We start from the raw sequence: 22787 nt of genomic DNA on the forward strand, positions 1-22787 counted from the left end.
GACCTGTTCAGGCTGGTCGAAAGCGATGTCGGCCGGCCGCTCGCGCATGTGCGGCCGCGCTTTGCCGCGGACCGGCTGCAGGCAGACATGGAGCAGGTGCTGCAGCGGCTGGGGACGATAGAAAGGCAGGTGGAAGTCATTGAAAGCGCCAAGCGCTACATCATGCGCGTGATGCCCTATCGCACCGTCGACAATGTCATCGCCGGCGTCGTCGTCACCTTCGTCGACATTACCCAGATCGCGCAGGCGGAGGAAAAGATCGGCGCGCTGTCGCACGACTTGCGCAACCGCCTCGAAAGCCTGGAGACTGTTCTGGACCTTGTGCCTGTCGGCATCTTGATCGCCGAAGACGACGACGGCGATGCCATCCGCGCCAATCGCCGCGCGGCCGAGCTCGCCGGCCGGCGCGCGGCGGACGGCAAGCTCAGCACTGTGCCGGCGGTCCTGCCGCTAATGGTGAACGGCTCCAAGGTGGAGACGCACGAGCAGCCGCTGCAGAAGGCGATGCGAACGGGCAAGCCCGTCCGCGGCTACGAAGCCCGAATCGCGCAGGCGGACGGCTCAAGCATCGACGTGATGATGTCGGCCAATCCGCTGTTTGACGAGTCCGGCAGGGTTCGGGGCGCTATTGCGGCCCTGGTCGATGTCTCGAACCATAAGGAGGCCGAGCGCGCTCAGGAGAGGCTGCTGCACGAGCTGCAGCATCGTGTGAAGAACATCCTAGCCACGATCACCGCACTGACCTCGCGCATGATCCGCTCGTCAAGCTCAATGGGGGAATTCGCGACATCATTCCATGAGCGACTGCACGCGATGGCGCGCACGCATGAGGTCCTGTCTTCCCACAATTGGGGCGACGCCGACCTCGAGGAACTGCTGAGGGCGACGTTTTCCCCCTACAGCACCACGGGACGCCAGAATCTAGTCGTTCACGGCCGGCCGTTCCACCTCGATGCGGCAACGGCGGCGGCACTCGGCATGGTGTTCTTCGAGCTTGCCAGCAACGCCGCCAAATATGGGGCGCTTTCCGTCGAGACCGGACGCGTCGAGGTCTCCTGGAACGTGGTGAAGCCGGGCATGCTTTCGATCAGCTGGAAGGAACTCGGCGGTCCGGCCGTGGAAGAGCCATCCCGCAGAAATTTTGGAACCACTTTCATCCAGCAGAGTTTGGAGTACGAGTTGAGGGGGAGTGTCGAATTGAACTTCCGGCCCACCGGCCTGGAGTGCCTGCTTGAAATCCCCCTTGCCCGGAAGGAAGCCGTCAAGCTCACCGGCAACGATGAACAAGAGCGCTCCACTAGCCGACTTGGCTCGCTTATAGCGGACTGCGCGGACATGGCCCAAACTCCGCAGGGCTCAAAAGCCAAGTCGACCGGGCAGCATCTGGTTGATAGGAATATACTCAGGACAGGCTGTACGACTTCCTCTTCTTAAGGACTCGCGAAAATAATCGTGTAGACATATACTCCGCTCGTTCGCGGGGAATGGTCTTCGCCCCCGCAATGAGGGCAACATGGCGAATTCAAAATCCTTGTCGGCAATGGATGCCGAAATCCTAAAATCAGCGATTCACAAGGACAAGAAACTCACCGAGAGCCAACGGCGAGACTTCGCTGCGGCACTCGTCGAGCGGCAGTAGCGTGTAGCGCCGGAAGGCGACGATGAGACAAGGATGCCCCATCAAAGCCTGGGATCAAACATCTAGGGACGGTCGCCTGCCGCCGGGACTGCTGGCTGTGATGGGCCGCAGTCCCGGCCGCCAAACTACCCGATCCTTCTCAAACAATCCTTTGGCCGAAGCGCCGCAACCCAGATAGCTTAGCCCTTATGTGCCACGGCGACTCGAGCTCCTGAAGCGGGCATTGTCTGCGACACACTGGAGGTCTGGTTGCTTCAGGCCACGTCCTGAACCGGCCTGCGATCATCGGCCGCAAACATGGCGCTCGCTTCGCTGACGATTGAAACATGATCCCAGGCGGCCTTGCCGGCAGCCGCCGCATCGCCCCGCATGATCGCGGTAACGATCACATCATGCTCCTGCCAGGACTTGGCTAGCCGGCCCGGCAGCATGAATTGCGCGCGCCGGAACGGCGCCAGTCGGCTGCGGGTCGCCACAGTCAAATCGTGGATATGCGTGTTATGGGCGCCGCGATAAAGCCTGTTGTGGAACTCGGTGTTGAAATACTCATAGGCCTCTTCGGCGCCGATCTGCACCAGGCGCGCCGATGCCTGATGCTCCATCTCCAGCGAACGACGCTCTGCGCTGGTCATGCGCTCGGCCGAAAAGCGCGCGCAGATGGCTTCCAACTCGGCCATGCTCTCGAACATCGAGGCGAGATGTTCCTGCGTGATCACGGCGACGATGGCGCCCCTGTTGGGCCGTCTTTCGACCAGTCCCATGGCGCTCAAATGGCCGAGGGCCTCCCGGACCGGCGTGCGCGAGACCTCGAAGCGGGCGGCGAGTGAGCCCTCGTCCAGCCTTTCCCCGGGGCGCAGATAGCCGGTGACGATCCGGTCCGCGATCACCCTCACCATCTGATCCACGGTCGTGCCCGACCTGACCAAGCGCCTTCCCGACACGTCTCCTCCGCCCAGCTGCTTTTCCCGCGACTGGACGGCTCGCGGGCAGATTTAGACTCAGGCTGCACTCCCTGTATGGCTAGATTTTGATCCCCATGTCAAATTGACCGCTTTTCAGGCATGAAGTGCATGCGTTTATGCAGGCCTTCTAACGTCCCCTATTGATTTTATTATAGAAAACACCGTCTTGAAAGTGGCATAGGGATTGCATGCACTTTCTTGACAATCGACCCCGTGCCGGGTTCAAGAAAGGGGAGCATTCGAAATGACCGAGAGATTCATGCTGAGCCGGCGCGACCTGCTCAAGACCTCCGCCGCCGGAGCGGCGCTGGGCCTTGCCTCGGCAGCTTTCCCGATCCGCGCAGCGCTCGCCGCGTCCGCCACGGTCGGCTTCATCTACGTCGGCCCCAGGGACGACTATGGCTATAACCAGGCGCATGCCGAAGGGGCTGCATCGCTGAAGGGCATCGAAGGAATCTCCATCATCGAAGAAGAGAACGTCCCCGAGACGGTGGACGTCCAGAAGACGATGGAGTCGATGATCAATCTCGACGGCGCCTCACTGGTCTTTCCGACCTCCTTCGGCTATTTCGATCCGCATATGCTGGCCATGTGCGCCAAGTTCCCCGACGTGCAGTTCCGGCACTGCGGCGGCATGTGGAACAAGGACAAGCACCCGATGAACGCCGGGTCCTATTTCGGCTATATCGGCATGGGCCAGTACCTCAACGGCGTCGTCGCCGGACACACCACCAAATCGAAGAAGCTCGGCTTCGTTGCAGCCAAGCCGATCCCGCAGGTGCTGCTCAACATCAACTCCTTCCTGCTCGGCGCGCGTTCGGTCGATCCGGCGATCACCTGCCAGGTGATCTTCACCGGGGAATGGTCGCTGGCGGTGAAGGAAGCCGAGGCCACCAACGCGCTGGTCGACCAGGGCGCCGACGTGGTCACCTGCCATGTCGACAGTCCCAAGGTGGTGGTCGAGACGGCCGCCGGCCGCGGCGCGTTCGTCTGCGGCTACCACGCCAACCAAAGTCCGCTGGCGCCGGAAAAATATCTGACCGGCGCGGAGTGGAACTGGGCCAAGGTCTACAAGTTGTTCGTCGACGATCTCATCGCCGGCAAGCCGCTGCCGAACTTCACGCGGGGCGGCCTGGCCGACGGCTTCGTCAAGATGAGTCCGCTCGGGCCCGCCGTCGGCGAAGCCGCGCGCAAGCAGTTCGACGCCACGCTGGCCGAAATGATGAAGGGCGGCTTCTCCGTCATCAAGGGACCGCTGAAGAGCAACAAGGGCGCCGTCGTGGCGACCGAAGGCCAGGCCTTCGTCGAGACCGCCATCGAGCTCGAAAGCATGGACTATCTCGTCGAGGGCGTCGTCGGCTCGACCGCCTGAGCGGCCGAGGGAGACGGGACGATGACGGAAGCGGTGAGCAGTACGGACGTGCGGACCGTCCTCGATGCGAGGGGATACCGGACGGCGCTCGAATGGATCGCCAGACGGACTGAGGCCTTCGTCATTCCGCTCGCGGCGCTGGTCGCCGGCATGCTGCTGTTCAGCCTGTTCATTGCGTTGGTCGGCAAGTCGCCGGTCCAGCTCTGCCAGACGATGTGGCGGGGCGGCTTTGGCTCCTGGTTCTCGATCCAGAACTCGCTGTCGCGCGGAGCGCCGCTCCTGCTTGCGGCGCTCTGCGTGGCGCTTCCGGCGCGGCTTGGCCTGGTCGTCATCGGCGGCGAGGGCGCGATTGTGCTCGGCGGCGTTGCCGCGGCCGCCATCGGCGTGGCCCTGAACGGCGCGCCGTCTTTTCTCGTCATCCTCCTCATGGGCGTGGGGGGCGCGGCCGCCGGCGGCATCTGGATAGGTGTCGTCGGCGCGCTCCGCCACTACCGCGCCGTCAACGAGACCATCTCCAGCCTGCTGATGGCCTACATAGCAATCGCCCTAATGAACCATCTGGTGGAAGGCCCGCTGCGCGATCCGGCCTCGCTCAACAAACCCTCGACCCAGCCGCTGGCCGACATCTACCGCGTCGGCAACATCCCGGGCATGGAGGTTCATTGGGGTCTCGTCGTCGGCATCCTCGCCTGTGTGCTCTCCTGGCTGCTGATCGAGAAGACCCGCTGGGGCTTCGCCGCCCGCATCGCCGGCGGCAACGTCAGGGCGGCGCAGGTGCAGGGGCTTGCCGTCGGTCCGCTGATCGTCTGCTTCACCGCGCTGGCGGGCAGCTTCGCCGGCCTTGCCGGCATGCTGGAAGTCGCTGCCGTGCAAGGAAGCGCCAACGGCTCGCTTGCCGCCGGCTATGGCTATACCGGCATCCTCGTCGCATTCCTCGCCCGCCACAATCCGCTTGGCGTCATTCCCGTCGCCATCCTGCTTGGTGGCATCAATGCCTCCGGCGGCCTGATTCAGCGTCGCATGGACCTGCCAGACGCGACCGTCCTGGTTCTCCAGGGCATGTTCTTCATCGTCATCCTGTTCAGCGAAACCTTCTACGGTCGTTTCAAGCTCTTCAACCCTGATCTCTGGCAGAGGAGCACCTGATGGAAGCGACCGACATCGACCTCTGGGGGGTTCCGCTCGCCATGCTGGGCGGCGCCATCCGCGTGTCCACTCCTTTCATCTTCGTCTCGCTCGGCGAGGCCATCACCGAACGCTCCGGCCGCATCAATCTCGGCCTCGAAGGCACGCTGGTGTTCGGCGCCATGAGCGCCTATGCGGTGGCGGTGATGACCGGCTCGCCATGGCCTGGCCTTTTGGCCGCGGCGCTCGCCGGCCTCTGCTTCGGCCTCTTCCACGGCTGGATCTGCAAATTCCCGAAGGTCAACGATATCGCCATCGGCATCGCCCTGATGCTGTTCGGCACCGGCCTCGCCTTCTTCTTCGGCAAGCCCTTCATCCAGCCTTCCGCGCCCGCCCTGCCGGCGATCCCGTTCGGCGCCTGGTCCGACATCCCGCAGGTGCAGGCGGCGCTCAACGTCAACGTGCTGTTCCTGATCGGCGCTGCTCTCGCCGTCTTCCTCTGGTGGGCGTTCCGCAACACCCGTGTCGGCCTGATCGTGCGAGTGGTCGGCGACAGCGCCGATGCCGCGCGCGCCATGGGCCTCAACCCCAACACGGTGCGCCTTCTGGCCACCGCCGTCGGCGGCGCGCTTGCCGGCATCGGCGGCGCCTATCTGTCGCTCTACTATCCCGGCAGCTGGACTGAGCGCATCTCGTCGGGCCAGGGGCTGATGGCGATGGCGCTGGTCATCTTCGCGCGCTGGGATCCACTCGGCTGCTTCGCGGCCGCGCTTTTGTTCGGCGGCGCCGGCGCCCTCGGCCCGGCGCTGCAGTCGGTGGGCGTCACCCAAGGCTACTACCTCTTCTACGCCGCGCCCTACATCCTCACCCTCATCATCATGATCGCCACCTCGTCGCCGAGCCGCACGCTCGCCGGCGCGCCCGGCGAACTGTCGATCACGAAATGACCGCGCACCACGTGCCGCTCGCGAGACCGGAGTCTTTGCCATGAACGCCAGAGCCGAGATCACTGAGCGCTACATCGACGCCGATCCCTATCCCTGGCCTTATAATGGCGATCTGCGGCCGGACAACACGGCGCTGATCATCATCGACATGCAGACCGATTTCTGCGGACCTGGTGGCTATGTCGACCATATGGGCTATGACCTGTCGCTGGTCAGGGCGCCGATCGAGCCGATCAAGGCGGTGCTCGCCGCCATGCGGACGAAGGGCTACACCGTCATCCACACGCGCGAGGGTCATCGTCCCGACCTCGCCGACCTGCCGGCCAACAAGCGCTGGCGCTCGCGCCGCATCAATGCCGGCATCGGCGATCCCGGCCCTTGCGGGCGCATCCTGGTGCGGGGCGAGCCGGGCTGGGACATCATCCCCGACCTCTATCCGGCCGAGGGCGAGCCGATCATCGACAAGCCGGGCAAGGGCTCGTTCTGCGCCACCGACCTCGAACTGATCCTCAACCAGCGCGGCATCGAGAACGTCGTACTCACCGGCATCACCACCGATGTCTGCGTGCACACTACCATGCGTGAGGCCAACGACCGCGGCTTCGAATGCGTGATGCTGGAGGATTGCTGCGGGGCGACCGACTACGGCAATCATCTGGCGGCGATCAAGATGATCAAGATGCAGGGCGGCGTGTTCGGCGCGGTGTCGAATTCGGCCGCCCTCGTCGCCCAGCTGCCATGAGGAATCGGCGATGAGCGGAACTCTCCACCGCAAGGCGATCGGCGTCGAGACCATCGGCATGACCATGCGCTTCGGCGGTTTCACGGCGCTCGACGACGTTTCCATCAAGCTGCCTGCAGGCTCCTTTCACGCGCTGCTTGGCGAGAACGGCGCCGGCAAGTCGACGCTGGTCAAATGCATGATGGGCTTCTACCACCCGACGTCGGGCGACATGCTGGTCGATGGACGCGAGGTGACGATCGCCAGCCCCAGGGATGCCTCGGCGCTCGGTCTCGGCATGGTCTATCAGCATTTCACGCTGGTGCCTTCGCTGACCGGCGCCGAGAACCTGGTCATCTCGCGCGAGAAGGTGCCCGGCGTCATCGACTGGCGCAAGGAGCGCGGCGCCCTTGCCGCCTTCATGGAGCGCATGCCCTTCAAGCTGCCGCTCGACGTCAAGGTGGCCGAGCTCGCCGCCGGCGAGAAGCAGAAGCTGGAGATCATCAAGCAGCTTTATCTCGGCCGCAATTTCCTGGTGCTGGATGAGCCGACATCCGTGCTGACTCCGGGCGAGGCGCAGGAAGTGCTTGGCCTGGTGCGCGGCATGACGAAAGCGGGCGACCTCACTGTGCTGATGATCTCGCACAAGTTCCACGAGGTCACGGCATTCGCCGACGACATCACGGTGCTGCGCAAGGGCGGGCTCACCGGAACCGGCAAGGTCTCCGATCTCACTCACAAGGCCATGGCGGCGATGATGATCGGCGACCAGCCGATCGCCGCGCTCGACAGCCGCGCGGCGCCGAAGCCGGACGCCGAGATCGTGCTCAAGGTGAAGGCGCTAAAGGCACCGGACCGAACCGGCCTCAAATCGATCAACATCGCCGATCTCGGCGTGCGCTCCGGCGAGATCGTCGGCATCGCCGGCATCTCGGGCAACGGTCAGAAGGAGTTCCTGGAAGTGTTGGCCGGCCAGCGCGCCAGCGAAGCGGGCGAGGTCATGGTTCGCGGAACGGCCTACGCTGCGACACGCGCGGAGGCGCGTGCGCTCAACGTCCGCCTCATCCCGGAAGAGCCGCTGAAAAATGCCTGCGCGCCGAGGATGACGGTCGCCGAGAACATCGCCTTCCGCACCTTCGACGTCGATGGCAACGGCAGGCCGGTGAGCTGGATCAGCGCAGGCGCCATCAAATCCTTCAGCGCTCATCTGGTCGAGCAGTTCAAGGTCAAGACGGCATCGCTTTCGTCGCCGATCGCTTCGCTGTCGGGCGGCAATGTGCAGCGCGCGGTGCTCGCCCGCGAGCTGACGGGCGAGGTCGACCTTTTGATCGTCTCCAACCCGTGCTTCGGCCTCGATTTCTCCGCCGTGGCCGAAATCCGCGCCCGCATCATGAAGGCGCGCAACGCCGGGGCAGCGGTGCTCCTAATGTCCGAAGACCTGGACGAGCTTATGGAGCTCTCCGATCGCATCCTCGTCATGTCCGACGGCGCGCTCGTCTACGAGACGCCGATCGCGCAGGCGAGCGTGCAGACCATCGGCGAGCACATGGCGGGGCATCACTGATGGCGGAAATCGCAGCGCAGCCCTTCGCCTTTGCCTTCAAGCGCGAGACGACGGCGCTCATCGTCATCGACATGCAGCGCGACTTCGCCGAGCCGGGCGGCTTCGGCGCCAGCCTTGGCAACGACGTCAGCCGGGTCACGGCGATCGTGCCGACGGTGAAGCGGCTGATCGAGGGTTTTCGCGCCGCGGGCCTGCCGGTGATCCACACCATGGAATGCCACAGGCCCGACCTTTCGGACCTGCCGCCTGCCAAGCGCGATCGCGGCAACCCGTCGGTCCGCATCGGCGATGTCGGCCCGCTGGGCCGCGTCCTGATCGCAGGCGAACCCGGCACCGCGATTCTCGAAGACCTCGCGCCCGTGCCCGGAGAGATCGTCATCGAGAAGCCCGGCAAGGGCGCCTTCTACGCGACCGGCCTCGGCGATGACCTAAAACGGATCGGCGCGCGGCAACTGGTGTTTGCCGGCGTGACAACCGAAGTCTGCGTGCAGACGACGATGCGCGAGGCCAACGACCGCGGCTACGAATGCCTGGTCGCCGAAGACGCGACCGAGAGCTACTTTCCCGAGTTCAAAGCGGCCGCGCTTGCCATGATCCGTGCACAAGGCGCGATCGTCGGCTGGACGGCGACGACGGACCAGGTGCTCGAGGGAATTGCGAATGCCTAATCTCAGCTTTGCCGGCCTCGTCGACGGCGGCTGGCGCGATCTAACATTCGAGCCGTTCCGTGATGGTGTCACCGTGCACTGGCTGCTCAAAGGCGGGCCGGTCGAACCGTCCGTGGCGGTGCTCAAATATCAGCCCGGCGCCGGCGTGCCGCGCCATCGCCATGCCGGGTTCGAAACCATCGTCGTCCTGGAAGGCACCCAGAGCGACGAGAACGGTGACTATCCGGCAGGCAGCGTGATCCTCAATCCGGTCGGCACCGAGCATTCGGTTTGGACGAAGGACGGCTGCCTCGTACTGATCCAATGGAACCTGCCGGTGATCATTCTGGGGGAGACGAAATGAGCGACATCCGCTTCGACATAGGCAGCCTGCATGCGGCCTACCGAGCCGGCACCTGCATAGCCGAGGTGATCGATACTGTGCTGGCCCGCATCCAGGCGGCGGGCGACCCCGGCACTTTCATCCATCTCGCAACGCGAACCGCAATGCTGGCCGAGGCCGAAGCGCTCGGCTCGTTCGACCCCGTGGCCAAGCCGCTCTGGGGCATCCCTTTCGCCGTCAAGGACAACATCGACGTGGCCGGTATGCCGACTACGGCCGCCTGCGCTGAATATGCCTATACGCCGGACAAGGATGCGACGGTCGTGGCGAAACTCAAGGCGGCGGGCGCCCTGGTCGTCGGCAAGACCAATCTCGACCAGTTCGCCACCGGCCTCGTCGGCGTGCGCACGCCCTGGCCGATTCCACGGAATGCGATCGATCCTAAGCTCGTGCCCGGCGGCTCCTCTTCCGGTTCCGCGGTGGCGACGGCGCGTGGCATCGTCTCCTTCGCGCTCGGCACCGATACCGCCGGCTCGGGGCGAATCCCGGCCGGCCTCAACAACATTGTCGGGCTGAAGCCAAGCGTCGGCGCGCTGTCGACGACGGGCGTCGTGCCGGCCTGCCGGACGCTCGACTGCGTCTCGGTTTTCGCGCTGACAGTCGACGACGCCTATGCGGTGTTCTCAGCCGCCGCGGCGCACGATGCCGCCGATCCCTATTCGCGCGACGTCGCCGTCCAGCCACTCGCCGTCCGTCCGCCGGTGCTGAACGTCGGCGTCCCGGCCAAGGACGACCTGAAGTTCTTCGGGGACGCATCGATGCAGGCCGGTTTCGAGGCCGCCGTCGCTGCCCTGGAGACGCTCGGCGCCAGGCTTGTCGAGATCCCGTTCGGCGACTTCTATGCGACGGCCAACCTGCTCTACGAAGGCGCCTGGGTGGCAGAGCGCTATGCGGCGATCCGTGATTTCTTCGACGCGAATGAAACAGCGCTCCATCCGGTGACGCGCAAGATCATCGGCGGCGCCAGAAACCTGTCGGCCGCCGACGCCTTCCGCGGGCTCTATGCGTTGCAGGCCTACAGGGCGGCGCTTGCGCCGGTCATCGCCTCCGTCGATTTGTTCTGTGTGCCGACCGCGCCGACTCACTACACGGTCGACGCCGTGCTTGCCGATCCAATCGCCACCAACAGCCGGTTGGGCACCTACACCAATTTCGTCAATCTGCTCGACATGTGTGGCATCGCCGTGCCGGCCGGCACGCGCGACGATGGCTTGCCGATGAGCGTTACGCTTCTGGCCGCCGCCGGCCGGGATGGCCTCGTCGCGGCGGCCGCGCGCGACCTGCATTCGGCGAGCGGCCTCGCCGTCGGCGCGACAGGGTGGCAACAGCCACGCGCCCGACCCGTCCCCCCGGCCGAGGACGGCATCGAATTGGTGGTTGTCGGCGCGCACCTCTCGGGAATGCCGCTCAACGGCCAGCTGAAGGATGCCGGCGCGCTTTTCTGCCGAGCGACGCGGACGATCCCTTCCTACAAGCTCTATGAGCTTGCCGGCCAAGGGACGCCGAAGCCGGGGCTTATCCGGGTCGGCGGCGGCGGCGCCGCGATCGAAGTCGAAGTCTGGCGGCTCTGCGCCGACGCCTTCGGCCGCTTTGTAGCCGCCATCCCGCCGCCGCTCGGGATCGGTACTATAGAGCTTGATGACGGCAGCGCCGCCAAGGGTTTTTTGGTGGAATCCGTCGGGTTACTAGGCGCTTCTGATATCTCGTCATTCGGCGGCTGGCGCCGCTTTCTGTCAGATCCCGTTTTCACTTGAACATCGTCAACGGACATTGGGAAGGGAAGGGCAGTTAACAGCCCTACTTGTTTTCGACCGGCAGGTGCCGGCTGAAACGCGCCTCATACCTGCCGTTGAAGCTAGGTTTGCTTGGCCTACAAGCGGACACCGTCCGCCGCAAGGTGTTGTTGCGAATTTGAAGGGGTTTCGCTTCGCCGCGGAAGGTAAGAGAAAGCTCCATCAGCTCGCGATCACCCGTCGGACTGGGCTGCAATGAGAGCCAATTTTCCGCTCTGCCCTTGTCATTCGGAAAATCGTTCCTGTCTAATTCTATAAACTAAGTAGATTTTGGAGCCGACGCTCAGATGGAGCGGGCAATCGAGGGGTGGACCCTCCGCTCAAAGGATTGATCTCATGCGAAAACTGATTTCCGCCGCTCTGGTCGCGCTCGCAGCGGCGGCCACTTCTGGAATGGCTCATGGCGACGAGAAGAAGGTCGTCATTGCCTACCAAACCGGGGCTAATCCCTATAACCTTGGCATCGCCAACGGCGACCTTGCCAGGAAGACCGGCTGGAACATCGAATTCCGCCGTTTCAATTCAGGCGCCGACATCTTCGCGGCAATCGCATCCGGTGATGTCCAGATCGGCGATGTCGGGTCAAGCCCGTTCTCGGCTGCCGTCAGCAAGGGCATCGACGTGAAGGCGTTCTACATCTCGTCCGTCTCGCGTGACGGCGAGGCCCTGGTGGTGCGGCCAGAAATCAAGTCGCCGGCGGACCTGCGCGGCAAGAAGCTCGCTGCGGCGCCGGTCTCGACCGACCATTACCAGCTTCTCGCGGTGCTCAAGCAGGAAGGCATCTCCGAAAGGGAAACCCAGGTCATAGCCATCCCGCAGCCCGAGATCGTCGCGGCCTGGAAGCGCGGCGACATCGACGGCGGCTTCGTTTGGGATCCAGCGCTGTCCGAACTCAAGAAGAACGGCAGGGTCCTGCTCACGGCCGGCCAAGTTGCTGATCGCGGGGCGCCCACGTTCAGCGCGCTGGTCGTCACCGGCGCATTCGCCAAGGCCAATCCGGAGTTCCTCGGCCAGTATGTGAGGCTGATCGACGGCTACAACCAGGCTTATCTGAGCGACCCGGCCGCCTGGGGCCCGGACTCCGAGAGCGCCAAGCTGATCGCGAAATTACAAGGCGGAACGGCGGCTGAGAACTCGGAGCAATTGAAGACGACAGTCGTCCCGCCGCTCGACCAACAGGTCTCCGACAAATGGCTGGGTGGCGGTGAGAAGAGCGCGGTGGCGAAAATCCTCAAGGACACTGCGAGCTTCCTGAAGGACCAGCACAAGATCACGTCGGTCAAGGACAGCTATGCCGCCTTCGCCGATCCGCAATATGCGGCAGTGGCCAAGGCCTCGAACTAGCAATCCCTGAAGGAAACGCCGATCTGGCTGGCACGCCAGCCAGATCGCCTGGAGGCCACCATGCTTCGAATCCGCGATGCCAGCGTCACCTTTCCGGCTTCCGACGGCCAGCACGTGCATGCGCTCGATCACGTGTCGCTTGATATCGCTCCCGCCTCCATCGTTGTCGCGGTCGGCGCTTCCGGCTGCGGCAAGTCGACATTGCTGAATGCGATCGCCGGCTTCCTGCCGCTCACCGAAGGCTCGATCACGCTGGATGGACGCGAAATCGCGGCGCCGGGCGGCGATCGCGGCGTCGTGTTCCAGAAGGACACCCTGTTGCCGTGGGCCAATGTCCTGGACAACGTCGCGCTCGGCCTGAAGTACCGGGGCGTGCCGCGCGGCGAACGCTATGAGCGGTCGAGGCACCTTTTGGAACTGGTCGGGCTCATCGATTTCGCCGAAAAGCCACCCTACGAACTGTCGGGCGGCATGCGCCAGCGTGTCGGCATCGCCAGGGCGCTGGCCACCGATCCGAAAATCCTTCTGATGGACGAGCCGTTCGGTGCCCTCGACAGCCTGACGCGCGAGACGATGCAGCAGCTTCTGGCTTCGGTCTGGGCCAAGACCGGCAAGCAGATCCTGTTCATCTCTCATTCGATCGAGGAGGCGCTTACGCTCGGCACGACCATCGTTGTGATGTCGCCCCGGCCGGGCCGTATCGTCGCCCGTTTCGACGCCGACTTCGTGCGCGATTTCGCCGAAAGCGGCGATATCGGGCCGATCCAGTCCCGCCCGCGCTTCATCGAAATGCGACAGGAAATCCGCTCGCTCATCCACCAGCCGGAAGGCGCCCGCAGAGGAACCTTGCAATGACGCTTGCCGCCAATTCCCCAACTTCGTTCCCGGCCGGAACGGCCCAGCGAAGGCCGTCTCCCCGACCGCGCCGGTCCGCATCGGCCAGCAACGTCGGCATCAGCCTGGTGACGCTGACGGGGCTGATCGCATTGTGGTTCCTCGCCGCCCGCTTCGGCTGGGCATCGCCGCTCTTCCTGCCATCGCCGGCCGACGTATTGACCCAGTTCAACGCCGTGGCGGCGGACGGCTATGCCAATGGCACGCTGCTCGACCACACGCTGGCAAGCCTCGGCCGCATTGCCGCTGCTCTCGGCGTCGGCATTTTCGTCGGCATTCCGCTTGGCCTGCTCATGGGGCTCAATCGTTGGGTCAAGGGCATCTTCAGCGTGCCGATCGATCTCTATTGGGGCTTGCCGCCGCTGGCCTACCTGCCGCTGCTGATCATCTGGCTCGGTATCGGCGAAACCTCCAAGATCGTTCTGCTGTCGCTGTCGACGTTCGCCCCGATCTGCTTTGCGGCACAGGCGGGCGTGCGATCGGTGCCCGTCGAACGCCTCAACGCCGCGCTGTCCCTCGGCGCCAGCCGGCTGCAACTCTTCACCAGCATCATCCTGCCGTCCGCTCTGCCGGAAATCCTGACCGGCCTGAAGATCGCCATCGGCGCCGGACTGTCGACGCTGGTCGCGGCCGAGCTGATCGCAGCCCAGTCCGGGCTCGGCTACATGATCATGTCGGCGGCCAATTTCCTGGCGACCGACGTCGTGTTCGTCGGCCTCATCGTCATCGCCGTGCTCGCCTTCGCCTTCACCAGCGGCATGCGCTGGCTGGAACATCGCCTGATCCCCTGGAAAGGCAAGCTCTGAGGCTTGCCTCCCATAGATTCCACAATCATTGAAGGAAACAATCCGATGTCCGGCAACAGCACCCGCCCGCTCGATATCTACTGGTACCTGCCGACCCATGGCGACGGCCCCTATCTCGGCACCGACGAGCGTCACCGGCCGGCAACCTTCGGCTATCTCAAGGAGATCGCGCAGGCCGCCGACCGGCTTGGCTTCAAGGGCGTGCTCCTGCCAACCGGAACACGGTGTGAGGACGCCTGGATCGTGGCCGCCGGGCTGATCCCGCTCACCGAACGGCTGAAATTCCTGGTGGCGCTGCGGCCGGGCAGCGGGACGCCGGCCCTGTTCGCGCGCCATGCGGCCACGCTGGACCGCATTTCCGGCGGCCGGGTGCTGCTCAACGTCGTCACCGGCGCTGATCCGGCCGACCTTGCCGGCGACGGCAACAAGCTCGGTCATGACGAGCGCTATGCCCAGACTGATGAATTCCTCACGATCTGGCGCCGTATCCTGTCCGGAGAGCCGGCGGACTTCGAGGGCAAGTATCTATCTGCTCACGGCATCGACATATCTTTCCCGCCGGTCCAGCAACCCTATCCGCCACTTTGGTTCGGCGGGTCTTCGGAGGCGGGCATCGAGGTCGCCGCCAAACACACGGACGTCTATCTGAGTTGGGGTGAACCCGTCGAGCAGGTGAAGGAGAAGTTCGATAGAGTCAGGGCACGAGCGGCGGCTCAAGGTCGCAAAATCCGCTTCGGATTGCGCATAAACCTGATCGTGCGTGAAACGGAGGAGGAGGCCTGGGCGGCGGCGGATCGACTGATCAGCCGCGTCACCGACGACGTGATCGCTGAAGCCCAGCATCAATTCACCAAGGTTTCGGAGTCGGTCGGGCAAAAGCGCATCTCCGCTCTGCACCAGGGACGCCGCGACAAGCTGGTTATAGCTCCCAATCTATGGGCCGGATTGGGTCTCGTCCGAGGGGGTGCCGGCACCGCGCTTGTCGGGAGTGCGGAAAGCGTTGCTGCCCGCATTCGCGAATATCAAGAGATAGGGGTGGAGACGGTTATTGCCTCGGCCTATCCGCATCTGGAGGAAGCTTTCAATGTTGCCGAGCTGCTGTTTCCACGGCTCGGACTGCAGGGTGAATTGCCCCTTAAGGAGCGCGGCTGGGATCTGGAGTTTGGGCGCGGCCGGGGCGCGGGCGTCCGAGTAGCGGCGTCTTAGGCAGGTCGAGGAGAGAAGTGGTGCGCGCAGCATCGCTGGTGCCGTGCCAGGCCCGCTTACATCTGAGTTTGACCATCGGAGTTCGGCTTATGTCAAATCCATCAATCGTCGGTTTTTCGGGGAACTTCAGCCGACCCTCGAAGACCCGCGCTTTCGTCGACCTCGTCGTTCAGAACATCGCAGGCCGCCACCACCTTTCCCATCGAACCTATGATGTCGAGGATGTCGGTCCCTCGCTGGGGGCCGCCAAATCGCAGCGCGACCTCGACGCGCAAGCCCAAACCGTAGTTGCAGATGTTGTCGCCGCGGACGTGCTCGTCGTCGGCTCTCCGACATACAAGGGTAGCTATACCGGGCTGTTCAAGCATTTTTTCGACTTGCTCGATCCAACGGCCTTGAGAGGTAAGCCCGTGCTTCTCACAGCCACCGGGGGCGGCGAGCGCCATGCCCTTGTCGTTGAGCATCAACTCAGGCCGCTATTTGGCTTCTTCGAGGCCTTCGCGCTGCCCACAGCCGTGTACGCGACCGACAAAGACTTCACCGATGGTGTGCTTCGGTCCGAACTGATCCTGAAGCGAGCGGCGCAGGCGGTTGATGAAACCGCGGTTCTGCTAGCCACCAAATCCGGTCTCAGAATAGCCGCCGAATAGATCCATGCCGCGGTGCTTCAGCGGGAAGTGTAGCGTCTCGCCTTCCGGGTCGCGGCAAGCGGGCGCGGCGGCGCGGGCTTCTCCCGAGACTGCGCTCGCCCAGGGGCGCTAATCGGGCCTTGGCTCTACCAGACCGGCATCGACGTGATCAGGTAGACGCGCGTGCGTTGGCCTCGCGACTGACGCGGTCGTCATGGCGTCCGGCGGCAGGAGGATCACCATCTTCGCCCCTTCATCAGGCCAGAGAGGCTTGCCTGCCAGCAGGAACACAGTGGCGACAAGGCACATCAGGAGGATGGCGGCGCAGAGGTTGGCAATCATCTCGCCCAGTTGCACAGCGGTTTCTCCCAATGAAACACCCGCCGCTTCGCAGGTCGCGGCGGGTGGTTGATCACAACAACTGACTGACGATGAAGGGACATGTTACTCGCCAGTCCCGACTCCAATGGCATAGCTGGCAATATGTTTCGTCGATGCGACCTTTGAGTTGGAAGGTTGGACGTTGGTCTTACACGGCGGAGCTAAACCTCTAAGCCCCACGGGGCGCGCACCAGCAACTCATTGGCGCCTGGAGACCAAGTGAGCGCGTAGGCGCATCGCGCTATCGCCAGAGCTATCGCCACGGCGAAAGAAGACAGGTTGTTCCTCGCCAGCACTATTTAGGATCACCAGCCCTCGAACCGCCGTGGGCTCCGCCGCCGTAGCTGTGCCGTGCAAGGCTGGAACCTTCCAACGTCGATCAGACGAGTTGCGGCCCGGTAGCCTTTGGGTGCGGCGTTTGGGTGCGGCCACCGGGCCTTGGCCGGCAGGAGACATAGATGGCCGGCGCGCGAATATATGCGCATCTGCTAATACATGGAAATTCAGCCGAAAGGTCGAACCTACCTTGAACCACCAACATGACGGCCGGACGCTGCAAGGACGCATCGACGTGGGCATGGCTGTTACCGGTGGCTGCCTCGATTGCCATCGCCATCAGAGGCTCGATCCGCCGGCGCTGCGCGACCGCTTCGGCCCTGACGCTCCCGCAATGACGTGGGACTTGAGGCCGAAAATGAAATGCGCGGTCTGCGGCGGCAAGCGGATCACGCTGACCTATTCGCCCGGCCCCAGCCCGAAAAAACCTCAACAAATGACCTCAGACGCCTACGCCGTCGGCGAGGGCAGGTCGGCTGACGAGCGGGCAACGAGACGGAGCTGGGCAGTTTGTAGCTCAGGGCTGCGGGGAATTGAGCCAGCTTGAGTAGCCCGCCGGCTCCGGTCGGCGGGCATCTTGTCGACCCATGGAATTGAGCAATGCGGCGATGACCTCGGCCGGAGGTTGAACGCCTATGAAGCTGCGAACAAGCCCATTTGCACGGCTTTCCCAGTCTTGTCTCGGAAGACAATCCTCTACGACCGAACGCCGGAAGACTTCTCGGATGATCTCAAATTCAAAAGCGGAAATGAAATTAGCAGAGCGCCTGGTCACGGCTCTCTCCCTGTGGGGTAGTGGGTCAGTTTGAAATTCCGTCTCGATCACAATAGGCGCTTTCGCCTACGCTCTGTCTGGAAATAGGCGGAAGCGCATGCCATCTTCAAGACATGACAGAAAAGCACCCAAAGCGCCCGCGCGACCCTAACCAGTTGGCGAAGTCGATTGTCGATCTGGCAACAGGCGACGCGCCTGCCGAAGAGGACAGCAAGAACAAGGCGGCTGTAGAGCTTGGCCGGCGTGGCGGCAAGATCGGCGGGCGCGTTAGAGCCGACCGTATGTCCGCAGAAGAACGGGCCGACGCAGCGCGGTTAGCTGCATCGGCCCGCTGGAGAAAGCGCGGCGATTAGGCGGCTTCTGCTGCCTCGATTTCCGCCAAGTCCATCGTGAAGTCGAAATCCATCTGGATAGGCTCTTCGTCCGACCTCGCATCATTGTAGCTATCGACATCAACCTTTAGCTGCCGAACGTCACCGACGATTCCGCGACGGCGCTGCTGGAATGACATCTGCATGTGATGCCGTGGGGCGGTTCGAATGTCGTCCCACAAGACCATCTGCTGGCCGCCAGATTTGATCGTGGCGGGATGCAGCTTCCGAACCTTCCTTCCGCGCTTATCGGTGATGTACTCTTCGCGCATGGCCGACTGTAGATCTTCAGCGCATTTAGAGATGGCCGCCGACTCCGGCAGTTCCCATCGTCCGGTTCGGATAGCCCAAGCGGCCATTGTTCTGGTGCCTGCCGGCCACGGCTCGCCGGACATGCGGTACTCTGCAACGATTTTCTGCATCTGCTTACTGTAAGTCATGCTTCAAATCTCCTTCAGATGCGGTGTCACCCCATACCCATCGGTCATAGCCGTACGTATGAGGACATGCCGCACCTTGGCTTGGTACTGCTTGAATAGGTCCCATCTGTTGAGGTGCTTTTGTATTTGCCCGGCCACGATGCCGGGATGGCGCTTCACTAATTTCGAAAATCCGATCAACCCTGGTTTTGAATAAATCGGATCGTGCCGACGAATGAAGCTTTCCATCTTCAGTTTCGGCACACAGAAATCCGCCGCCGCCGCATCGGCTGCACGTTCAGATTCATCAGTTAGCCGGTCATCATCTTCGAAGTTGTCGATGACCGGATTATCGCGGCCTTCAAGCCGCAAAATGTGTTCGATCTCGTGCCGCAGATTGAACCAAAAGCGGTCGATCTGATCGCCACCCTTAAGGGACAGGGCAATGACTGGAGACCTGTTTTTGTCCAGCCAGAAACACACCCCATCAATGCGCGAACCGGGAAGCGGTTCGACGATCAAGAACCGCACCCCGCACTCATGCAAGATACGTGGCACATGGCGAACCTCTTCCGGGTCAACCATCAAGGCCTCAAGCTGGACAAGCGCATCGCGCAGTAGCGTTTCCGAAAACTTCGGCACGACCATCGCTTCCGCAAGGCGCTTTACCCGAATGAGCCAAGCCAATTGGATGGTGGAAACCTCTTCGTTATTCCTCTTCCTCCATGCGGCGAATGAACCGGAAATCGGATCACTAATCGAGGCGATCCCGAAGAATCGGCAAACCGATGCTTCCACGCTCTCGCCCGGCCGCTGCGGAAGCCAGCCGCGCTTAGCCAAGTCTCGCACCGGGAAGCGCTTCCGCATCTCTGCTTCGCGCGCAATGCGTTCGTCAGCCGGCGATGTTCTCGACAACTGATAAGCAGATTCCAAATTAAGCCAATACTGCGGAGTCGTATCAAGCGCCGCAGCGATCTCCCGAGCCGTGTCCGGGGTAATAGAACGCTTCCCCGCGATGATCTCATTCACCACGTTAGCCTTGCGGCCGATGATCTCTGCAAACTCTGTCTGCGACCAGCCCAAATCGTCCAGCGCGTCCTTGAGGAACTCGCCCGGCGGGAAAGCTTCGGCTGGTATTCTATCGGTCATTGTCCTTGGCATCAGTGATAATCCGCTATCTCAATTACCCGCAGTCGGGTGCCTTCGTTGTCGGTGACGATCTCAACAATAAGCCGCCACTGCTTGGTCAGCCGCACCGAATGTTGGTGGCCCCTTCTCCCCTGAAGCTTTTCGAATCTAAGCCCGCCCCGATAGAGGTCTCGCTGGTCAACAGCCGCGCGCAAGGCCCACAAAGCCTTGCGAAACCCGCGAACAACCTCTGGCCCGAAGCCGGCGTTGAAACGCGGGTCCACCTCCAATTTGTCGAGGTCATCGTCGGCAAACTCGATCTCCATGCCTCACGTCCCTTTTATATAGCGCCGGAGAAAAATTCTCAATACCCTCTATCCCGGATAGCGTAATAATAGTTGCAAAGCAAGAGCGCTTATGCATAATGGTCAGTATGAATAAGTTGGACGCCCAAGCCCGGTCTCAAATCCTTCACATGCTCTGCGAAGGCCAGTCGATCCGCGCGATCACCCGCGTCATGGGTATCAGCAAAAATACCGTCGCCAAGCTTCTTTCGGATGCTGGCGAGATTTGCGCACAATATCAGGGCGAAGCCCTTCGCAACCTGACCAGCAAGCGCATTCAGGTCGATGAAATCTGGAGCTTCACCTACGCCAAGGAAAAGAACGTCCGGGCCGCCAAAGCAGCACCGGAATGGGCTGGGGATACCTGGACTTGGACGGCCATTGATGCCGACACCAAGCTTGTCATGTCGTGGCTCGTCGGCGGTCGCGATAGCGAATACGCGATGGCCTTCATTGACGATCTTTCCCGCCGTCTCGCCAACCGCGTCCAACTGACCAGCGACGGCCACAGGGCCTATCTCGAGGCGGTGGAGGGCGCTTTCGGTGGCGACGTTGATTACGCCATGCTCGTCAAGATTTATGGCACGTCGCCAGACAGCGCCAAGGGCCGCTATAGCCCGGCCGAATGCACTGGCGCACGCAAAGAGACCATCGAAGGCAATCCCGATCCGAAGCACGTCAGCACGTCATTTGCGGAGCGCCAGAACCTTACCATGCGGATGCATATGCGCCGCTTCACCCGCCTGACCAATGGCTTCTCAAAGAAGGTGGAAGCCCACGCCAACGCGGTCGCTCTGCATTTCATGTATTACAACTTCGTGCGCATCCATAAGACGCTGCGGGTTACGCCGGCTATGGCCGCTGGCGTCACCGACAAGCTTTGGGAAATCGCGGACATCGTCGCATTGATCGAAGCCAAAGAAGCAGAGAAGCCGGCTATTCGTGGCCCGTATCGAAAGAAAGGCGTTTCAATTGATTGATCCAAAACCTGTCACGAACGAAAACATTCTGATGGCGCTCGGCATCGCCCTTGTCGAAATTCGCGCGAGCGATGATCTGGCCAAAGCGCGGATGCTCGCCGACTCATTTCACAACGCGCCAGCTATGATTGCTCGTGGCGCTGATCCGCATGACACCTGGGCAAGCGTTCTCAGCACCGCTCGCAGGATTGAGATGGAACGATATGTCGTCTCACTGTTAAGCCACGTTCAGGCGGGTCAAATTTCAAACTGACCCACTACCCCCTGTGGAGTTGAATTGACTTCAGCGCCCGTGTCCGGTCGATACTGCGGGCGACAACAGAAGCCTTATATCCGCTCCCATGCCCTCGTCGCTCACAATTGTTGCAATGCTCTTAAAGATGAGGACGAACGCGAGCGGGGCAGTCCGAGCCGGATACGGTGCGGTCGCCCGACTCGGAGCCCTTCTTGCCTATAGCGGGTTCCCGCTGACGGCAGCACGCGATCGCCTCACGCGCTCAGCCGGTCGACCAGCTGCCGGTGGTCCTCATCGCCGGAGCCGTCAGGCAGCGGGGCAGCCGCGTCGAGCCGGCGCAGCGCATCCATGATGTCGTCGAAGGAGACCGGCCGCTCGGTGCCCGGCGGCTGGCGCAGCGCCGGCATGGATTCCACGGCGCAAGCGTCGGATGCCCACGACGACAGGATCGCCCGCTTTTCCCATATATCTAGTGAGCCGTCCTCCAGCACATCCTGCGGGTGCTGAAAATGCCTGGCCGGCGACAGCAACCGGTCGAGCGAAAGGTCTGATATTTCGGGAGCAAGGGAAGGAATGATCGGCGAAAGTGTCTGTCGGTCCATTTCTGTCCTCCGTATCAAAAACTCCTTGTTTCGGGTGCCAATTTCTCAACTGTCCCGGCGGCGCCGACAGCCGTTAATTTTGTTAAGCTCAATCGCGAATTCAAGGCCCTCGCGATCGAATTACCGCATGTTTTCAGCGCACTAGCACTCTACGATCGAGAGCGCCAAAATTTGCGGCACCCTCTTGAAATTGGAAGAAGGCAAAATTAGCTCGAGATGCGCAAGATCGCGAGCCCCGCTCCGGGAGTGGGTCTCAGGAAAGATTGGGAGGCCATCATGGATGTGATGAGCGGCACCGGTCCAGTCCCGACGCCGACACATGTGCCGAGCGAGTTCCTCGCATATGAGGCGGAGTGCCGAGAAGCGCTGCAGCCGCTGCTTGCTGGACTGCTCGACGCGGCCGAAACCGCCGGCTGGAGACGCCGCACCGCCGCCTCGACACTGATGTTCCTGGCGGCGCAGCAGGTATCGGCAGCGGCTACGCCGGCCAAGGGCTGAACCGAAAGCTCGCCAAGCAGGCGAAATCATTTCAGATCCCGCGCTGCATCGACGAGCCGCCGATGCAGATGAGGGTCGTGTGATTGCGGGGCGATTGCGAGAATGCATGAAGGTGGTGGGATGCAGCCGACCTGGCTGAGGAACTCAGTCTTGCCCCGGCCGATGTGGCGCACTGGCTCAACGGTCGCGCCCCGGTGCCGCTTGCCGTTGCCGCCTGGAGGCGTTGGTCAAAGCCCACAAGGCGCTTCCGCCGGCGAGCCTGAGCCGGACCGAAGTGTCAGCGCCGACCGGTTGCGCGCCGCCCGCGGCTCGCCCCGAGGCCGTTGCCGCCGCGACAACTGGCCAACAGCATGATCGAGGAGAAAAGCAGCGCCGCGTTGCAGCGCTATCGGCGGCCTGCTTGCAGCCTGATTCTCGCAGAGCTCAAGCTTGTGCGCTGGTTTCATAGGAAGCGGGCAAAAGGCTATTCGGCTCCCTGGATGGGAGCAAACGGTGGCCCCAAAGCGACCGAGCCGCGCAGGCTACGAACTCACCATACGCGGAAAGCCAAACCGGAAAGGCGCGTCTCCTATTGATGTCGGCACCCCTCCGGATTGGCACCTTCTGCCAGGCCTCTTGAACACGGACACCGCCGAACTAAATCGTACTCCGCCGGAGGCCCATCTT

At 62.7% G+C, this 22787-nt stretch carries 24 protein-coding genes; 18 read left to right on the forward strand and 6 right to left on the reverse strand.

Going from position 1 to position 22787, the window contains the following annotated elements; translation table 11 throughout:
• The coding region (locus EOA49_RS07480) for an HWE histidine kinase domain-containing protein (RefSeq protein ID WP_127243105.1) at nucleotides 1-1434 on the forward strand (1434 nt) is incomplete at its 5' end.
• Between the two features lie 459 nt (nucleotides 1435-1893).
• Here the strand turns inward: EOA49_RS07480 and EOA49_RS07485 are convergent.
• On the reverse strand, nucleotides 1894-2535 hold the full coding sequence (locus EOA49_RS07485) for a GntR family transcriptional regulator (protein WP_164746856.1): 642 nt from the start codon (nucleotides 2533-2535) through the stop codon (nucleotides 1894-1896).
• Nucleotides 2536-2845: 310 nt separating this feature from the next.
• On the opposite strand from EOA49_RS07485, the gene EOA49_RS07490 reads away from it, so the two are divergent.
• The 13 genes from EOA49_RS07490 (at nucleotide 2846) to msuE (ending at nucleotide 16073) form a co-directional block, all read left to right on the forward strand.
• Entirely contained in the window at nucleotides 2846-3973 is a 1128-nt protein-coding gene (locus EOA49_RS07490) for a BMP family ABC transporter substrate-binding protein (protein WP_127213895.1), read from the forward strand.
• A 21-nt stretch (nucleotides 3974-3994) separates the two neighbouring features.
• Complete coding sequence (locus tag EOA49_RS07495; RefSeq protein WP_127241254.1) at nucleotides 3995-5119, forward strand: ABC transporter permease; 1125 nt, start codon at nucleotides 3995-3997, stop codon at nucleotides 5117-5119.
• Nucleotides 5119-6045, forward strand: coding sequence for an ABC transporter permease (locus EOA49_RS07500; RefSeq protein WP_127213893.1), 927 nt, complete (start codon nucleotides 5119-5121; stop codon nucleotides 6043-6045). The genes EOA49_RS07495 and EOA49_RS07500 overlap by 1 nt, the downstream gene beginning before the upstream one ends.
• A gap of 40 nt (nucleotides 6046-6085) precedes the next feature.
• Complete coding sequence (locus EOA49_RS07505) at nucleotides 6086-6787, forward strand: isochorismatase family cysteine hydrolase (RefSeq protein WP_127213892.1); 702 nt, start codon at nucleotides 6086-6088, stop codon at nucleotides 6785-6787.
• Between the two features lie 10 nt (nucleotides 6788-6797).
• Nucleotides 6798-8330, forward strand: coding sequence for an ABC transporter ATP-binding protein (locus EOA49_RS07510; RefSeq protein WP_127213891.1), 1533 nt, complete (start codon nucleotides 6798-6800; stop codon nucleotides 8328-8330).
• Entirely contained in the window at nucleotides 8330-8998 is a 669-nt protein-coding gene (locus tag EOA49_RS07515; protein ID WP_127241255.1) for an isochorismatase family cysteine hydrolase, read from the forward strand. Before EOA49_RS07510 ends, EOA49_RS07515 begins: the two co-directional genes overlap by 1 nt.
• Nucleotides 8991-9341, forward strand: a complete 351-nt coding sequence (locus EOA49_RS07520) for a cupin domain-containing protein (protein WP_127241256.1) — start codon at nucleotides 8991-8993, stop codon at nucleotides 9339-9341. Before EOA49_RS07515 ends, EOA49_RS07520 begins: the two co-directional genes overlap by 8 nt.
• Entirely contained in the window at nucleotides 9338-11134 is a 1797-nt protein-coding gene (atzF, locus tag EOA49_RS07525; protein ID WP_127213888.1) for an allophanate hydrolase, read from the forward strand. The genes EOA49_RS07520 and atzF overlap by 4 nt, the downstream gene beginning before the upstream one ends.
• 432 nt (nucleotides 11135-11566) lie before the next feature.
• Nucleotides 11567-12517, forward strand: coding sequence for an ABC transporter substrate-binding protein (locus EOA49_RS07530; protein WP_245433158.1), 951 nt, complete (start codon nucleotides 11567-11569; stop codon nucleotides 12515-12517).
• Between the two features lie 60 nt (nucleotides 12518-12577).
• Nucleotides 12578-13372: an ABC transporter ATP-binding protein gene (locus EOA49_RS07535; protein ID WP_095801596.1), complete on the forward strand. Its 795-nt coding sequence runs from the start codon at nucleotides 12578-12580 to the stop codon at nucleotides 13370-13372.
• A complete protein-coding gene (locus tag EOA49_RS07540) occupies nucleotides 13369-14217 on the forward strand; it encodes an ABC transporter permease subunit (protein WP_127239600.1) in 849 nt (282 codons plus the stop codon). The genes EOA49_RS07535 and EOA49_RS07540 overlap by 4 nt, the downstream gene beginning before the upstream one ends.
• A gap of 45 nt (nucleotides 14218-14262) precedes the next feature.
• Entirely contained in the window at nucleotides 14263-15423 is a 1161-nt protein-coding gene (gene ssuD / locus EOA49_RS07545; RefSeq protein ID WP_127239599.1) for an FMNH2-dependent alkanesulfonate monooxygenase, read from the forward strand.
• A gap of 89 nt (nucleotides 15424-15512) precedes the next feature.
• The gene (gene msuE, locus EOA49_RS07550; RefSeq protein ID WP_095801593.1) at nucleotides 15513-16073 is read left to right on the forward strand and encodes an FMN reductase; all 561 of its coding nucleotides are present in this window, start codon (nucleotides 15513-15515) and stop codon (nucleotides 16071-16073) included.
• Nucleotides 16074-16181: 108 nt separating this feature from the next.
• On the opposite strand, the gene EOA49_RS07555 is transcribed toward msuE, so the two are convergent.
• Nucleotides 16182-16409 carry a polymerase gene (locus EOA49_RS07555; protein WP_095801592.1) on the reverse strand — a complete coding sequence of 76 codons (228 nt, stop codon included), beginning with the start codon at nucleotides 16407-16409 and terminating at the stop codon, nucleotides 16182-16184.
• Between the two features lie 1248 nt (nucleotides 16410-17657).
• On the opposite strand from EOA49_RS07555, the gene EOA49_RS07560 reads away from it, so the two are divergent.
• Complete coding sequence (locus tag EOA49_RS07560) at nucleotides 17658-17897, forward strand: histone H1 (RefSeq protein ID WP_127239598.1); 240 nt, start codon at nucleotides 17658-17660, stop codon at nucleotides 17895-17897.
• Here the strand turns inward: EOA49_RS07560 and EOA49_RS07565 are convergent.
• The 3 genes from EOA49_RS07565 to EOA49_RS07575 are packed head-to-tail and all read right to left on the reverse strand — an operon-like array spanning nucleotide 17894 to nucleotide 19788.
• On the reverse strand, nucleotides 17894-18355 hold the full coding sequence (locus tag EOA49_RS07565) for a hypothetical protein (protein ID WP_127239597.1): 462 nt from the start codon (nucleotides 18353-18355) through the stop codon (nucleotides 17894-17896). The two genes, EOA49_RS07560 and EOA49_RS07565, sit on opposite strands and share 4 nt — an antisense overlap.
• 3 nt (nucleotides 18356-18358) lie before the next feature.
• Entirely contained in the window at nucleotides 18359-19483 is a 1125-nt protein-coding gene (locus EOA49_RS07570; RefSeq protein ID WP_245460574.1) for a HigA family addiction module antitoxin, read from the reverse strand.
• An 11-nt stretch (nucleotides 19484-19494) separates the two neighbouring features.
• On the reverse strand, nucleotides 19495-19788 hold the full coding sequence (locus EOA49_RS07575) for a type II toxin-antitoxin system RelE/ParE family toxin (protein WP_127239595.1): 294 nt from the start codon (nucleotides 19786-19788) through the stop codon (nucleotides 19495-19497).
• Nucleotides 19789-19895: 107 nt separating this feature from the next.
• Here EOA49_RS07575 and EOA49_RS07580 point away from each other — a divergent pair, with 107 nt between their 5' ends.
• Nucleotides 19896-20786, forward strand: coding sequence for a helix-turn-helix domain-containing protein (locus EOA49_RS07580; protein ID WP_127239602.1), 891 nt, complete (start codon nucleotides 19896-19898; stop codon nucleotides 20784-20786).
• The gene (locus tag EOA49_RS07585) at nucleotides 20749-21039 is read left to right on the forward strand and encodes a hypothetical protein (RefSeq protein WP_127239594.1); all 291 of its coding nucleotides are present in this window, start codon (nucleotides 20749-20751) and stop codon (nucleotides 21037-21039) included. The genes EOA49_RS07580 and EOA49_RS07585 overlap by 38 nt, the downstream gene beginning before the upstream one ends.
• Before the next feature lie 236 nt (nucleotides 21040-21275).
• Here EOA49_RS07585 and EOA49_RS07590 read toward each other — a convergent pair whose 3' ends face one another.
• Complete coding sequence (locus EOA49_RS07590; protein ID WP_095801591.1) at nucleotides 21276-21623, reverse strand: hypothetical protein; 348 nt, start codon at nucleotides 21621-21623, stop codon at nucleotides 21276-21278.
• A gap of 276 nt (nucleotides 21624-21899) precedes the next feature.
• Between EOA49_RS07590 and EOA49_RS07595 the strand changes: the two genes are divergently transcribed.
• Nucleotides 21900-22121: a hypothetical protein gene (locus EOA49_RS07595; protein WP_095801819.1), complete on the forward strand. Its 222-nt coding sequence runs from the start codon at nucleotides 21900-21902 to the stop codon at nucleotides 22119-22121.
• Nucleotides 22122-22787: the final 666 nt, after the last annotated feature.

The sequence above is a fragment of the Mesorhizobium sp. M1A.F.Ca.IN.020.04.1.1 genome, from assembly GCF_003997315.1.
In the GTDB taxonomy this organism is placed as follows: Bacteria; Pseudomonadota; Alphaproteobacteria; order Rhizobiales; family Rhizobiaceae; genus Mesorhizobium.